16 protein-coding genes are annotated in these 14,627 nt (G+C 60.5%); 12 read left to right on the top strand and 4 right to left on the bottom strand.

The window, feature by feature from the left end; all coding sequences use genetic code 11:
• Positions 1-88 precede the first annotated feature (88 nt).
• Together B5526_RS04115 and B5526_RS04110 are read left to right on the top strand one after the other, a co-directional pair.
• A complete protein-coding gene (locus B5526_RS04115; RefSeq protein ID WP_079537050.1) occupies positions 89-1,069 on the top strand; it encodes an isopenicillin N synthase family dioxygenase in 981 nt (326 codons plus the stop codon).
• Positions 1,070-1,111: 42 nt separating this feature from the next.
• Positions 1,112-1,864: an alpha/beta fold hydrolase gene (locus B5526_RS04110; protein ID WP_079537049.1), complete on the top strand. Its 753-nt coding sequence runs from the start codon at positions 1,112-1,114 to the stop codon at positions 1,862-1,864.
• On the opposite strand, the gene B5526_RS04105 is transcribed toward B5526_RS04110, so the two are convergent.
• Positions 1,836-2,225 carry an ArsR/SmtB family transcription factor gene (locus B5526_RS04105; protein WP_079537048.1) on the bottom strand — a complete coding sequence of 130 codons (390 nt, stop codon included), beginning with the start codon at positions 2,223-2,225 and terminating at the stop codon, positions 1,836-1,838. The two genes, B5526_RS04110 and B5526_RS04105, sit on opposite strands and share 29 nt — an antisense overlap.
• A gap of 62 nt (positions 2,226-2,287) precedes the next feature.
• A complete protein-coding gene (locus tag B5526_RS04100; RefSeq protein ID WP_079537047.1) occupies positions 2,288-3,190 on the bottom strand; it encodes a LysR family transcriptional regulator in 903 nt (300 codons plus the stop codon).
• Positions 3,191-3,379: 189 nt separating this feature from the next.
• Between B5526_RS04100 and B5526_RS04095 the strand changes: the two genes are divergently transcribed.
• Genes B5526_RS04095 through B5526_RS04075 form a run of 5 tightly spaced genes read left to right on the top strand, consistent with a single transcriptional unit; the run spans position 3,380 to position 7,399 of the window.
• Positions 3,380-4,198, top strand: a complete 819-nt coding sequence (locus B5526_RS04095) for a creatininase family protein (protein WP_079537046.1) — start codon at positions 3,380-3,382, stop codon at positions 4,196-4,198.
• A 27-nt stretch (positions 4,199-4,225) separates the two neighbouring features.
• On the top strand, positions 4,226-4,645 hold the full coding sequence (locus B5526_RS04090) for a cupin domain-containing protein (RefSeq protein WP_079537045.1): 420 nt from the start codon (positions 4,226-4,228) through the stop codon (positions 4,643-4,645).
• A 3-nt stretch (positions 4,646-4,648) separates the two neighbouring features.
• A complete protein-coding gene (locus tag B5526_RS04085) occupies positions 4,649-5,458 on the top strand; it encodes a cysteine hydrolase family protein (protein ID WP_079537044.1) in 810 nt (269 codons plus the stop codon).
• Positions 5,455-6,810, top strand: a complete 1,356-nt coding sequence (locus tag B5526_RS04080; protein ID WP_079537043.1) for an FAD-binding oxidoreductase — start codon at positions 5,455-5,457, stop codon at positions 6,808-6,810. Before B5526_RS04085 ends, B5526_RS04080 begins: the two co-directional genes overlap by 4 nt.
• Before the next feature lie 4 nt (positions 6,811-6,814).
• A complete protein-coding gene (locus B5526_RS04075) occupies positions 6,815-7,399 on the top strand; it encodes an NAD(P)H-dependent oxidoreductase (RefSeq protein ID WP_079537042.1) in 585 nt (194 codons plus the stop codon).
• Here the strand turns inward: B5526_RS04075 and B5526_RS04070 are convergent.
• Positions 7,396-7,803, bottom strand: coding sequence for a RidA family protein (locus tag B5526_RS04070; RefSeq protein WP_079537041.1), 408 nt, complete (start codon positions 7,801-7,803; stop codon positions 7,396-7,398). The genes B5526_RS04075 and B5526_RS04070 overlap by 4 nt on opposite strands.
• 316 nt (positions 7,804-8,119) lie before the next feature.
• On the opposite strand from B5526_RS04070, the gene B5526_RS04065 reads away from it, so the two are divergent.
• Genes B5526_RS04065 through B5526_RS04045 form a run of 5 tightly spaced genes read left to right on the top strand, consistent with a single transcriptional unit; the run spans position 8,120 to position 13,122 of the window.
• Positions 8,120-9,061: an ABC transporter substrate-binding protein gene (locus tag B5526_RS04065; RefSeq protein WP_244562194.1), complete on the top strand. Its 942-nt coding sequence runs from the start codon at positions 8,120-8,122 to the stop codon at positions 9,059-9,061.
• Between the two features lie 56 nt (positions 9,062-9,117).
• Positions 9,118-9,924 carry an ABC transporter ATP-binding protein gene (locus B5526_RS04060; protein ID WP_244562336.1) on the top strand — a complete coding sequence of 269 codons (807 nt, stop codon included), beginning with the start codon at positions 9,118-9,120 and terminating at the stop codon, positions 9,922-9,924.
• The gene (locus B5526_RS04055) at positions 9,921-10,721 is read left to right on the top strand and encodes an ABC transporter permease (protein ID WP_154071118.1); all 801 of its coding nucleotides are present in this window, start codon (positions 9,921-9,923) and stop codon (positions 10,719-10,721) included. Before B5526_RS04060 ends, B5526_RS04055 begins: the two co-directional genes overlap by 4 nt.
• A gap of 5 nt (positions 10,722-10,726) precedes the next feature.
• Positions 10,727-12,079 (top strand): amidohydrolase family protein, encoded by a 1,353-nt coding sequence (locus B5526_RS04050; RefSeq protein WP_079544678.1) that lies wholly within the window; start codon positions 10,727-10,729, stop codon positions 12,077-12,079.
• Between the two features lie 17 nt (positions 12,080-12,096).
• Positions 12,097-13,122, top strand: coding sequence for an aromatic ring-hydroxylating oxygenase subunit alpha (locus tag B5526_RS04045; RefSeq protein ID WP_079537039.1), 1,026 nt, complete (start codon positions 12,097-12,099; stop codon positions 13,120-13,122).
• Positions 13,123-13,153: 31 nt separating this feature from the next.
• On the opposite strand, the gene B5526_RS04040 is transcribed toward B5526_RS04045, so the two are convergent.
• The gene (locus B5526_RS04040) at positions 13,154-14,560 is read right to left on the bottom strand and encodes a purine-cytosine permease family protein (protein ID WP_079537038.1); all 1,407 of its coding nucleotides are present in this window, start codon (positions 14,558-14,560) and stop codon (positions 13,154-13,156) included.
• Positions 14,561-14,627: the final 67 nt, after the last annotated feature.

Below are 14,627 nucleotides of genomic sequence, written 5' to 3'. Positions count from 1 at the left end.
GCCGGCGTATCGAGGAGCGAGACGCCGGCACATCAAGCGGTAGGTCGGCAGTCGGGATTGGAAAACATACGTTTTGTTGGAGGCCGCCATGGCATCCACACTTGAAGCCATCCATGTATCGAGTTCCGCGCTGCCGATCATCGATATCGGCGGCCTTTCATCCCCATCGGTAGCCGAACGGAAAGCTGTCGCCGAGCGCCTTCGGGAGGCCTGCCTCGATAATGGGTTCTTCTACGTCGTCAATCACGGCGTGCCGGAGCGGCTGGTCGCGGCTCTGTTCGATGAGACCAGGCGCTTCTTCGATAGCCCTGTCGCGGTAAAGAGCGCCGTCGACAAAAGCCTATCGTTTTGTCAACGCGGGTTCGAACCGATGCGCGCGCAGAGGTTGGAGGCCGGCGCGCCGCCCGATCTCAAGGAGAGCTTTTATATTGGGCCGGAGCTTTCGCTCGACGACCCCCGGGTCGTGGCGCGACGTTTCAATCACGGCCCAAACCTTTGGCCGGTTGGCATGGAAAGCTTCCGGCCGGTGACCGAGGCCTACTTTGGCACCATGCTTGATCTGAGCCGGACGTTGATGCGGGGATTGGCGTTGGCACTGCACCTTGATGAGGAATATTTCGTGCCCTATTGCACCAAGGCGCATGCCACGCTGCGACTCCTGCATTATCCCCCGCAGCCGGCAAATGCCGCCCCCGGCGAGAAGGGCGCCGGCGCGCATAGCGATTTCGGGGGCATTACGCTGCTCTTGCAGGATGAGGTCGGCGGCCTCCAGGTTCAAGGCAAGACCGAGGGCGATTGGATTCATGCAACCCCGATCCCAGGCGCCTTCGTCGTCAACCTCGGCGACTTGATCGCGCGCTGGACCAATGATCGCTTCCGCTCGACCGTGCACCGGGTCGTCAATGCCTCCGGCCGCGAGCGCTATTCCGTACCGTTTTTCTTTTCCGGCAATCCGGACCAGGTGGTGGAATGTCTGCCTTCTTGTTTGGCGAGCGGCGAAGCGCCGAAATATCCACCTACGACAGTCGAGGGCCATCTAAAGGAAATGTATCGGCGGACCTACGGTTGAAACTTCAACACTTATCCGCGCTTTTCTGCTTTGCCGGCTTACATGTCTGACTTCGATCCCGTCATTCTGATCCATGGTGCCTGGCAGGGGTCATGGGCGTGGGCGCGATTTACGCCCTATCTCCAGGCTGCGGGCTTGGTAGCCCACGCCGTCGATCTCCCCGGCAACGGTGTCGATGGTTCGGATCCTGCCGACGTCACGTTCGAGGCTTGCCTGCGGCATGTGTATGACGTTGTCCGCATCTTCGGCCGTCCGGTCAGCCTGGTCGGTCATTCCGGCGGCGGACTCCTGATCACGGCTTTCGCCGAGCGTTGGCCCGACCACGTGTCGCGACTTGTGTATGTCGCTGGCATGATGCTGCCGGGCGGGGAGAGCTTCCAGGATGTCGTCAATTCGATCAGCAAGCAGCATCCGGCAGCCTCCGGCATCGGGCCACACCTCGTATGGTCGGCAGATCGTCTTGTATCGAGCGTGCCGGCCCAAGCGGCCATCACGTTTTTCCTGCAGGATTGCACGGAAGGCGATGCTGCTTCTGCCGCCGCGCAATTAACCCCGCAGGGCGAAGGCGGCCGCGCGGTGACGACGCCTGCTACAGCCGAACGTTACGGTCGAATCCCGCGCCTCTACGTCGAAACCCTGGACGACCGTTCCGTGATTCTACCGGTGCAGCGCGCCATGCAAGCCCTCGCGCCCGGCGCGTCGGTCGTCTCCTTGCCGACCGGCCACGCCCCACAGCTTTCCGCTACCGCACGTCTGGCGGAAGCGATCATACCTTTTCTGGCCCCATGCCCATGAGCGAAGGCGGATCCGGTCTTTCTCCGCCCTCTCGGTTCTTTTTCTTCCTCTTCGTTCGATTCAGGCGCACGTCCGTCTGAGTGAAATTGCTGTTCCAAAATGTCCGGTGGAAATCGATCCATTCCGCCGCGCTCGTAAGCGCTTCGCGCCTGAGGCGGCATCTGCGATGTTTGCCATGCTGCTCCTTGATGACGAGAGAAGCGTCCTCGAGGACCTTCAGGTGTCTGGAAAGGGCGAGCAGCGAAAGTCCAAAGGGCTCGGCTAGTTCGCCGACCGTTGCATCCCCTCGCACAAGGCGAGCCACGATAGCGCGGCGTTTAGGGTCTGCAAGGGCGGCAAAAGTATGATCCAAGTTTATCATTTGGCAGACATGTGACTTAGCGGTCCTTTATTCAAACAGTCTCGGCGCCAGCATGCGCAGGACTAGGAAGCAGCCTCCCGCATCATCTCCTTTAGCATTTCGGCGAGCACGCTCGCGATTGCGCTGCTGCCCCGCTCGTGACCGATCAGCATCAGCGCCTGGGTATCATTAGATAATTCGCGGACGGGGATGTAGACGAGGCGCCCGGCACGCCGCTCGAATTCAATGTCGAACGGGGTGAGAAAGGTGATCCCGTTTTCCAGGATCGCCGCATGCCGCATGATTTCAATGGCGTTGGTTTCGATGATCGGCTGGAGATCGAGCATGACGCGTGTGAATGCCGCGTCCAGATAGGGCCTGATCGCCGTGCTGCCATCCGCCACGACCAGCGGGTAATCCATACAGTCACTGAGGCGAATGCCGGCGCGCTTCGCGAGCGGATGGTTTGGCGCCATCACCGCGCCGAGCTTTCCGACCGCGCGGGCAAGCACCTTCAGATTGCTGTCCTTGGTGAAGTCGAACCCGATGCCGAGGTCGGCCTCGCCGTTCGCCACCGCGGACTGGATTTCCTCGCCGGTCGTGAAAAGGGTCAGGATCAGCTTGACCCGTGGATTGGTGAGACGGAATTCCTTCACCGTTCCGGGAACCAGATTCGACGCCAGCCCGCTCATCATCGCGACCGTGATTTCGCCGCGCCGCAGGCCCTTAAGCTCCTCGATCTTGGCCTGGGCGCGGGTCAATTCCTTCAGGGTCTGGCGGACATGGCCGATCAGAACCTCGCCCGCGGCCGTCAGGATCAGCTTTTTCGGCAGGCGCTGGAACACCGGCGTTCCCAATTGGGTTTCCAGCGCCAGGATTTGCCGACTGATCGCGGACGCCGCGACATTCAGATGGCTGGCGGCCTTGCGGATTGATCCCGTCCTGGCAACCTCATCGACATAGGTTAACAACCGGCTGTGCAGCATCTTCGGACCACGCCTGAGTATTTTCGTTGAGCTCTCAGGATGGCTTCATGTTGCCTAAAAGGCAACGCCTTTGCCTAATCAAAGCACTTTCAAGAGACGGCGCTTGCGTGCTCAATCAGCGTTGACGGACGAACTTTGAAGACGACGATCCGAAGCGCTCGCGCGCCGGTCACCGGAGACGATTGACGCATGGTCCTTAAATCGCATTGGTGGTGGGATCTGACCACGCTGGATTTTACCGGTCTCGACGCGGAGCGCGTCGTGGCAATCCTCCCGGTGGGCGCGGTCGAACAACACGGGCCTCATTTGCCGGTCGGTGTCGATGCGGCGATCAATGCCGGCATCATTGCGCGCGCGGTCGAATTGATGCCGGTGGAGTGCCCTGCTTTGGTGCTGCCGATGTTGCCGGTCGGCAAATCCGACGAGCACCTCGCTTTCCCGGGCACATTGACGATGTCCTACGAGACCTTGGGGCGCGCTTGGTTTGAACTCGGCCAAAGCGTGCATCGCGCCGGGATTCGCAAACTTCTGTTCTTCAATTCGCACGGCGGCCAGCCGCAACTGGTGGACATCGTTTGCCGCGAGTTGCGCGTCAAGCTCGGCATGTTCGCGGTATCGGTAATGTGGCCGCGTTTGATCGACATGGACGAATTTTTCGATAGGCAAGAAAACAAACATGGCATTCACGGCGGTCAGAGCGAGACCAGCGTCATGCTGCATCTGCATCCAGACCTCGTCGAGATGAAGCGTGCCGAAAACTTTGTGCCGTTGTCGGTTGCGATCGAGCGCGAGTCCGACATGCTGGGCCCGGAGGGCGGCGCCCGTTTCGGCTGGCAGGCCCAGGACCTTCATCCCAAGGGGGCCTGCGGCGACGCTACCAAGGCAAGCGCCGACCTCGGCAAACTGACGGTTGAGCATGCAGCCGGGCAGCTACTCGTGCTGATCGACCAGATCAGCCGCTATCCGTTATCGCGGGTCGCCGCCGATACGGCGTTCGATAAGCCGTAACGAATTGGAGATTGGAGGGAGTTCCGCATGGCATTTAGCGCCGCAAACATTGCGAAGGCGAAGGCGTTCCGAATTTCGCCCAAGGATACCAATTACTTCGTGATGCTGTTCGACAAGGAAACAGATGCGATCGACAACATCTTTGTGATCGAAATCTTCAAAACCGGCGGCGCCACGCCGCCAAACGAACATGCCAGCGCCCACGAATTCTTTCACGTGCTGCACGGGGAGGGCGTCGCTCGCTGTGACGGCAAGACATTGTCGATCAAGACGGGCGACTCGTTATTGCTGCATCCCGGTTCCGAGCATGTGATCGAGAATACCGGCGCCGGCAAGCTCTATACCCTCACCGTGATGATCCCGAACGAGGGCTTTGCCGAACTGATCCGCGGCGGCGAGCCTGTTGAGCTCGACGCCGAGGATATCCGCGTCCTGCAGGGAAAGTGATCCATGACGGCCGCTGGAACCTGCAGCAAAGATGACGAAGGGTTGCGACCGCTGGGCTCAAGTCCGCGCAACCGCTGGTCAGTCTCGGAGACACGAGCCGATCTGGTGAGGCAGCCGATGCCGCCGCGGCCGATGACGCTGCAGGCCGAAGGCAAGCTCGTCACCCTCGACCTTGCGCGCACCGCCATCATCATCGTCGACATGCAGAACGACTTCTGTCATCCGGATGGCTGGCTCGCGCATTGCGGCGTTGATGTCGCGCCGGTCCGGGCTCCGATCGCGCCGCTGCAAGCCCTTCTGCCCGTGCTGCGCCATCATGATGTTCCGGTGATCTGGCTCAATTGGGGCAATCGGCCGGACAGGCTCAACCTCAGTCCGGCGTTGCTGCACGTCTACAAGCCCTCGGGCACCGGCGTCGGCCTCGGCGATCCGCTGCCGGGCTCCGGCGCAAAGGTTCTGGAGCGCGGCAGTTGGTCCGCGGCGATCGTCGACGAGCTTGCGGCTGATCCTTCGGATATTCACGTGGCAAAATACCGGATGTCCGGCTTTCAGGATACCGAGCTCGACAGCATTTTGCGTAATCTCGGCGTCGCCACCCTGATGTTCGCCGGCGTCAACGCCGACCAGTGCGTGCTCTGCACCTTGCAGGATGCCAGTTTTCGCGGTTACGACTGCTTGTTGGTGGCGGACTGTGCCGCCACTACCTCGCCCGATTATTGTCTGGCTGCGACGATCTACAACGTTCGCCAATGCTTTGGTTTTGTCACTAGATCGGAACAGATAATCGCAAACCTCGCAGGCCGCGAGACATGAACGCTCTTTCATCCAGCACGCTCGCTTCGCTTATCGCCGATCTCGGCGATATTCCGACCGTCACCGACGCAAAGATCGTGCGACGACGCTCGCGTGATTTCTTCTGGTACAGTCCAATTTTGAACGAACAGCTCGACGGCAAGTCCGCCGATTTGATCGTCGCGCCGCGCGACGAGGCGGATGTGGTGCGCGTGGCGGCAGCCTGCGCGCGCCATCGCGTGCCGCTGACGGTGCGGGCCGGCGGCACCGGCAATTACGGCCAGGCGGTGCCGCTAGAGGGCGGCGTGCTGCTAGACGTCATGGCGCTCGCGACCATCGAATGGACCAAGCCCGGCATCATGCGCGTCGGCGTCGGCGCGAAGATGAACGCGATCGACACCGAGCTGCAATCCTCCGGCTGGGAGTTGCGGATGCATCCCTCCACCAAGCGGACCGCCACCATCGGCGGCTTTGTCGCCGGCGGGTCCGGTGGCATCGGCTCGGTGAATTATGGCGGTCTGCGGGAGCCGGGTAACATCCTTGCCGCGCGCGTCGTCACGGTTGAGGAGGAGCCGCGCATCATCGAATTGCGCGGCGACGCCGCGCAAAAGATCAACCGCACCTACGGCACAACCGGGATCATCACCGCGCTCGAAATGCCTCTGGCGCCGGCGTGGAAGTGGATCGACGTCGTGGTCGTGTTCGACGACTTTATGGAAGCCACCGCGTTCGGCTACGAAGCGGCGCTTGCCGACGGCATTGTCAAGAAAGTGCTTGCGCCGATTACCTCGCCGCTGCCTTCGTATTTCGGCGCGCTGAAGCCGTATTGTCCGGATGACAAAAGCATCCTGATCGCGATGATTGCGGAGCCCTCGCTCGAAAGCTTCAAGTCGCTGCTAGGTGGGCGCGGTACGATCACGCTGGAGACGCCGACCGACGATAGCCCCGGCCAGGTTCCGCTCTACGAATACACCTGGAACCATACGACCCTGCAGGTGCTTAAATCCGACCGCTCCGTCACCTACCTGCAATGCCTCTATCCGCACGACCGCCTGCTGGAGAAGGTGGCGGAGATGCGGGATTTGTTTCCAGACGAAGTGCTGCAGCATCTCGAATTCATCCGCTTCAACGGCCGCGTCACTTGTAGCGGATTGCCGGTGGTGCGCTACAGGGATGCGGACAGATTGAACGAGATCATCCGGCTGCACGAGGAGAGAGGGGTCTATATCGCGAACCCGCACGTCTTCACCGTCGAGGACGGTAGCCGCTACAAGCGCATCGAAGCCGATCAACTAGGTTTCAAGCACGAGGTCGATCCGTACGGCTTGCTCAATCCCGGCAAGATGCGCAGTTTTACGAGCACGAGACCTTAAGCGAATGCGCGTGCTTTATGTGTATTGCCATCCGCTCGACGACAGCTTTCATGCCGCCATTCGGAAAGAGGCGCTGGCCGGATTGACAAAAGCGGGACATACGATCGACCTGCTTGACCTCTATGCCGAGGGTTTTGACCCCGTACTGTCAGCGCAGCGGCGCCGCGACTATCATGATCCCGCGCGCAATCGCGCCAACAATCAGGCCTATGTCGACCGGTTGATGGCCGCGAACGCGCTGGTCGTTCAATTTCCGACCTGGTCGTTCGGGCCGCCTGCCATGTTGAAGGGCTGGTTCGACCGCATGTTCGGCCCAGGGATTGCGCTGGACCTTTCCGATCCGGCGCAGGCCAAGCCGATGTTGCTTCACATCGAACGCATCACCGGAATCTCGACTTACGGCCGCCCGCGCTGGCAAGCGATCGCCATTGCCGATCCGCCGCGCAAAATCATCAAGCGCTATTTACCCTGGTTCACCGGTTCCAAGGCCAAAGTGCGCTATCTCGCGCTCTACCACATGAACACCGCGTCGAAAGCGAAGCGGCTGGGCTTCTTGGCAAGCGTGCGACGGGAGATGGAGCGCTTCTAGTCGTGCTCGGGCGCGGCCGCCACGGCCTCGATTTCCACCAGGAATTCCGGCCTTGTAAAACCTGTCACGATCATCAGGGTCGAAGCCGGCGGTGTCTCCTGAAAGTGCCGGTCGCGGCAGCGCATATAGCCCTGCACATGCTCGCGATCCGTCACATAGGCGTTAAGGCGAACTATATTGGCTAGCGTCATGCCGTCTTCGGCGAGAATGGCCGCGATATTCGCAAAACAGAGGTCAGCCTGCGCTTCGCAATCTGGTGGAATGGCTTGGTCGGCGCGGATGCCGAGCTGACCCGAGGTGAATACCAGCCGGTGCCCCGCGGGCACCGCGATCCCGTGGCTGTAGCGCGCAAAGGGGGCTCTAATTGATGCAGGAGTAAGCGCGCGCAAAGCGGTATGCCTCATGGATGAAAACCGAAACGGTTCCATCCGACTTTAAGTCGACTTTGCCGATCTCGTCATCGTCATTTTACGGACCCGGCACGCTCGCGGCAGCGACGGCACTTTTTTTGCACATCCGTTTCGCGCCGAACCGAAGTCACCGTTGCCGAAAAGGCAACGGATGGCTCGAATTAAAATGCTTTCAGGTGACGGGTTGGCCCGTCATGCTTTGGCCCTGGGAACACGGATGGCCGGCGAAGCGCTGGCCCGAAACGAGGTAGCCGAGATGGCAATGAAGTTTCTGCCGCGAATGATCGCGTGCGCTCTTATCGGAACTGGCATGATGGTCGGCCAGCTTGCGCCGGCACTTGCCGCTGACAAGGTGACCTTTCTCACCAGCTGGTTCGCCCAGGCCGAGCACGGCGGTTTCTATCAGGCCAAGGCGACCGGACTTTATGACAAGGCTGGTCTCGACGTGACCATCAAAATGGGCGGTCCGCAGGTCAATGGCACTCAGCTGTTGCTGGCCGGCGAGACCGATTTCATGATGGGCTATGACATTCAGGTGCTGAAAGGGCGTGAGCAGAATTTGCCGCTGGTGACGGTCGCCTCATCATTCCAGTTCGACCTGCAGGGATTGATGACCCATGATGACGTCACCGATATCGCGGCGCTGAAGGGCAAGCCGATCCTGATCGCGAGCACCTCCCACGCGACCTTCTGGCCCTGGCTGCGCACCAAATATGGTTTTACCGATGACCAGGTACGGCCCTATACCTTCAACCTGCAGCCGTTCTTCGCCGACAAGAATGTCGCGCAGCAGGCCTATCCCTCGTCCGAGCCGTACCAGGCGCAGCAGCAGAACGAGAAAGTGAAATTTTTTCTGTTGGCTGATGGGGGCTATCCGCCTTATGGCTCGACGATTGTCACGACCGAAAAGATGATCGCCGAGAAACCCGATGTGGTCGCCCGCTTTGTGAAGGCCTCGCTCGAGGGCTGGCGCGACTACATCAAGAATCCGGCTCCAGGAAACGCGTTGATCAAGGCCGACAATCCCAAGATGACCGACGGTCAGATCGACTTCGCGATCGAGAAACTCAAAGAGAACAAAGCCATCGATGGCGGCGATGCAGCGACTTTGGGCATCGGGATCATCACCGTCGACCGCTACAAGAAGATCTATGACTTCCTGGTTGAGGGTGGGCTGCTCGATCCAAAGACGGATTGGCAGAAGGGTCTCGATGCGCGTTTCGTCAAGGATCTCAAAGTCGGCGTGCAATAGGATCCGCCATGAACGCCATTGTGCCGGGCGAGCCGATCAACGAAAGCACGGACCGAATGACGGCCGGTGGCGATCAGCCACCGGCGGTTGAAATCCTTTCGGCCGAGAAAGTTTTCACCAACGGCACGCGCGGATTGGCGCCGATCGATCTCTCCATCGCCGACGGCGAATTCCTGACGTTGATCGGGCCATCCGGCTGCGGCAAGAGCACGCTTCTCAAACTGATCGCCAATCTGATCGAGCCGTCGGACGGCCGGCTGTTGTGGTGGCGCGGCGATTTCGGACAGGTCGGCCAGGACGGGCGGCGCTTCGCCTTCGTGTTCCAGGAGCCCACCTTGATGCCGTGGGCCCGGGTCGATGCCAATGTGCGGCTGCCACTTGAACTTGCCAACGTTGCAAAGGAAAAAGCGGCGTCGATCGTGGCTGAGGCGATCGAGCGCGTCGGTCTGTCCAAATTCACGCGGCATTTCCCGCGTCAATTATCCGGCGGCATGAAAATGCGGGTCTCGATCGCCCGCGCGCTTGTCACGAACCCCAATCTGTTGTTGATGGACGAACCGTTCGGGGCGCTTGATGAATTCACCCGGAACAAGCTTGACGCCGATCTGGTCCGGCTATGGTGGGAACGCAAACTGACCACCGTGTTCGTCACCCACTCGATTTATGAGGCAGTATTCCTGTCGACCCGGATCATCGTCATGGCCGCAAACCCCGGGCGTATCTTCAGAACCATGACGATCGACGCGCCGCAGCCGCGCGATGAGGAATTTCGCGGCAGCGCCAAGTTCGCCGCTTACTGCCGTGAACTCTCGACCTGGCTTGCCGAAGCATCGCTTCCCCAGGCATCGAGAGGTGTGCTGTGAAGCCGCTGCTGCAGTCGGAGACCTTTGTCCGGATCGCGGCGCCTCTTGCCGTCGGCGTCATTTTGATCGCGATGTGGGAAGTCGGCTGCCGGCTGGCGTCGATCCCCGTCTATTTGTTTCCGAAGCCAAGCGACATCTATCTCAGCCTCATCAAGAACGGCCCGTCATTGCTGCGGGCGCTGATGGTAACCTTGCGGGTGACGTTACAGGCGTTCGCGGCGGCGGTTGTTCTGGGCACGCTGATCGCATTCATGTTCGTGCAGAGCCGCGCGATCGAAGTGAGCTTGTTTCCTTATGCCGTGCTGCTGCAGGTCACGCCCGTCGTCGCCATCGCCCCGCTGATCATCATTCTCGTCAAGAATACCCAGCTTTCGCTGACGATCTGCGCGACGCTGGTGGCGCTGTTTCCGATCATCTCGAATACCACGCTCGGACTGCGAAGCGTCGATCCGGGCCTTGCCAATTACTTCCGCATGAATCGCGCGGGTCGTCTCAAGACGCTCGTAAAACTCAAGATCCCCGGAGCGTTGCCGTATTTCTTTGGGGGATTGCGAATTTCGAGCGGGCTTGCGCTGATCGGTGCGGTCGTAGCCGAGTTCGTTGCCGGCACTGGCGGCCGCTCATCGGGCCTGGCCTATGAGATCTTGGACGCAGGCTTCACGCTCGACATTCCCCGCATGTTCGCCGCGCTTTTTCTGATCACCTTGACCGGGGTAGGGTTGTTCGGAGCAATGGTCTTTCTGTCAAAACTCGCATTATCGAACTGGCACGAAAGCGAAATGGGAGTGGAGACGTGACCGCCATGCTGATCGAGAATGCGACCGGGATTTTCACTGGACTTCCCGGCGCGGCGATGCGGACCAGCGGTGCGATCCGCATTCGCGATGGCGTCATCGTCGAAATCGGCGCGCTGCAGGCGCAGCCGGGGGAGCGCCGGCTCGATGCCAGCGGCTGCGTGGTCTATCCCGGCCTGATATCGACCCATCATCATCTGTTCCAGAGCGTGATGAAGGGCGTGCGCTCCGGCATCAACCTGCCGCTCGCCGGCTGGCTGCGCTCGGTGCCCTATACGTTTTGGTCGAAGATCGACGAGGAGGCGCTGGCGGTTGCTGCCCGGATTGCGCTCTCGGAAATGCTGCTGTCGGGCACGACGACGGTCGCCGATCACCACTACCTTTTCAGCGACAGTTTCAGGTTTGATCCCGCGCAGGTGATTTTCGAAGTCGCCCGCAGCCTAGGCATGCGCTTGGTGTTCTGTCGCGGCGGCGCCACCAAGGGGCGTCACTTCGACACCGACGAGTTCGTTCCGATGCCCATCGAGAAGCTCGACCACATGCTCAAATCCGTCGAAGCTTGCGCCCAGCGCTTTCACGATACCTCGCCGGGCAGCCTTTCCCAGGTTGTGCTGGCGCCGACGACGCCGACCTGGTCGATCGATCCGGGCGAACTGAAGGAAGCGATCGCAGCGGCGCGAAGGATGAAGCTGCGATTGCACAGCCATTTGTCGGAATCCTCCGAGTATGTCGATTTTTGCCTGTCGGTGCACGGCAAGCGGCCGGTCGAATGGCTCGCCGAGCATGATTGGCTTGGACCGGATGTGTGGTTCGCGCATCTCGTCCATCTCGATTCCAACGAAGTGCAAATTCTAGCAAGCACCGGAACCGGCATGGCGCACTGCCCGCAGTCCAATTGCCGCCTCGGCTCTGGTGTCGCTCCTGCGGACGCGATGGCGCGCCTCGGCGGCGCGGTGTCGCTTGGCGTGGATGGCGCGGCATCGAACGAGGCCGCCGACATGATCAGCGAAATGCACAGCTGCTGGCATACCCATCGGGCTGTCAAAGGCGCCGATGCTGTGACGGCTGAGGACGTCGTGCACTGGGCGACCGCGGGAGGCGCGCGCGTGCTGGGACTGCCGCAGATCGGCACACTGGCGCCGGGGCAACAGGCCGACATCGCCATCTTCAATCTGAATCAGCCGCGGCATTTCGGCATGCACGATCCCTTGATTGCGCCGGTGACTTGCGCGGGCTCGGCCAGCGTCCGCTATTTGCTGATCGGCGGACGGATCGTCGTGGAAAATAACGCCATACCCGGCCTGGACATTGAAAGACTGAGATCCGACGCGGCTCGCGTCGTCGCGCAGCTGGCTGCTTAGACACCGGAGAGAACATCATGCTGAATACAAAGCAACCCGTGCTTCGCCGCTTCTGGTACGCGGTGATGCCGGTCGATCACCTCAAAGACGGCCCGCGGCCGTTCACGCTGCTCGGTGAACCGATCGTGCTGTTCCTTGACGGGAAGGGCGAGCCTGCGGCGCTGGAAGATCGCTGCTGCCATCGCACCGCCAAGCTGTCGAAGGGCTGGTGCAAAGACGGCAACATCGTTTGCGGCTATCACGGCTGGGAATATGACCGCGACGGCAAGCTCGTCATGATTCCGCAATTTCCATTCGAGCAGCCGATACCCGAGGCCAAGGCGCGCTCGTTTCACGCCCAGACCCGTTATGGTTACGTCTGGGTCGCGCTCGATGAACCCTTAAGCGACATTCCCGACATTCCCGAAGACCGCACCGCCGGTTACCGCCGCATCCACCAATTCTACGACAAGTGGAATACGGCCGCGCTTCGGTTGATGGAAAATTCCTTCGACAACGCCCATTTTGCCTTCGTGCACAAAGGGACGTTTGGCGACATCAATCAACCAAAGCCCGAAAAATACGAAATCGTCGAAACCGATTACGGATTCGATGCTGAAACAATCATCACCATCAGGAACCCGCCCAACGCCGCCAGGATCACCGGAACGACCGATCCCACGACGAAGAGACATCAGCGCAACAAATGGTTCATGCCGTTCTGCCGGCGGCTCGACATGGAGTATCCGTCAGGCATCCGGCATATCATTTTCAATTGCGCGACGCCGGTGTCCGACGGCCAGATTCAGGTCGTTCAGATTCTCTTTCGCAACGATACCGAGGCCGACTGCTCCACGCAGGAATTGATCGATTGGGACGCCGCAATCATCGCCGAAGATCGCGATATGCTGGAATCCACCGATCCCGATGCCATCGTGGACATGGGCCGCAAGATCGAAAAGCACATGCCCTCGGACCGGCCGGGAATGATCATGCGCAAGCGCCTGCTCGACTTGCTCCACAGTCACAACGAGGAAGAGCAACCCAGGCAGCAGATCGCCTGAATAGGCTGCGATTCATTCCAGCGCGCGTCACTCAACCTGTTGTGACAATCGAGGGCGCGCTGACAGCGCGCCGGCTGAGAGCCAGATACACGGCGCCGGCGACGACGATCCCGAACAACCAGCTGAGGTCCGCCCCGCCCAAAAGCCCGGAGAGCGGACCCTGGAGCGCCGGAACGAGGCCGTCCTGAAACGCCCAGCCGGCGACGAGGCCTGCCAAAAACGCGATGATGCCGCCCCAATTGATATCGCCATAGGCGCTTGTTTCCGGCGACCGGTAGAGTTCGGCGACATCGATCTGGCCCTGCCGCTTGATGAAGAAGTCGGCCATCACGACGCCTGCCCAAGGACTCATCCACAGCAACAGGCTGATCATCCAGTTGTCGAATGCCTTGGCGAACGAAGGCGCGAAGATGAAGTAGATCGTGACGAGATAGCCGGCGATACCTACGATCAGCGCCAGCGCGGTCCGCGACAGGCGGACGCCCATGCTAAGCGCCGCCAGCGTCGCCGAATACACGTTCAGGATATTGGTCGCGATCGGGCCGTGCAGCACCAATAGCAGCACAAGGATGCTCGATAGGCCGCCGAACACGGCGCTGACCATCTTGGCCGGGTCGGTATCGAGCGTGACGCTGGCGATGGTCGCGCCGAGGATGGCGAGCCACACCGTCGGCACGAACATTCCGATATAGCTATACCAGAAGACGGATTTGGAAGAGACGTTGCGGGGCACGAAGCGCGAATAGTCCGACGCCCACGTCACCCAGGAAATTCCCCAGCCGACCCCGATCGCAGACATCAATAGCGTCAGCATCGCCAGATGAGCGCCGGGCGGAAGGGTGCTGGTGAGGTTCCAATTGACCACCCCCGGCCGGCTCCAGGCGAGGACGCTCATCAGCACCATGATGGCCACGGTCACCGGCACAGTGTACTTCTCGAAGGTGCGGATCGCGTAGAAGCCGTAGATGCCGATCCCGACCTGCAGCACCATGATGACGGTGATGACGATGAAGGTCGTCACCAAATTGTCGGGGACGCCAAACTGGGCGAGAATGGCCATCGCGATCTTGACCGGGAAGTAGGTATTCACCCCGATCCAGCCGAGCGTCATCAGGAACATCAATAGGCTCGGCAGATAGGCTCCGCGGCGTCCGAACGCCGAGCGGCTCAGCACCATCTGATTGACGCCGGTCTTGTGGCCCATCACCGTGAAGGCGGCAAAGATCGCGCAGCCGACAAGGTTGCCCACGACGATGACCGCGATGGTCTCCCACAAGCCAAGCTTGAGAATGATACCGAGCGCGCCGAGCGCCCAGTTGACCGGGGCGATGTTGGCTCCTGCCCAAATCCACATCTGCTGCAGCCCGGTCGAGTCCCGGTCGGCATCAGGAATGGGCTCGATGCTGTGGATGTCGGCACGTAGTTCGGAATCCGTCATGACGCTTCCCCCACTAAAAAGATCGTTTCCGGCGTGAACTGAGCAAGAATCGTACCAGTCATACCTT

The sequence above is a fragment of the Bradyrhizobium lablabi genome (assembly GCF_900141755.1).
In the GTDB taxonomy this organism is placed as follows: domain Bacteria; phylum Pseudomonadota; class Alphaproteobacteria; order Rhizobiales; family Xanthobacteraceae; genus Bradyrhizobium; species Bradyrhizobium lablabi_A.
The sequence above is the reverse complement of the archived record's forward strand: the minus strand, read 5'-3'. Positions and strand labels throughout refer to the sequence as shown.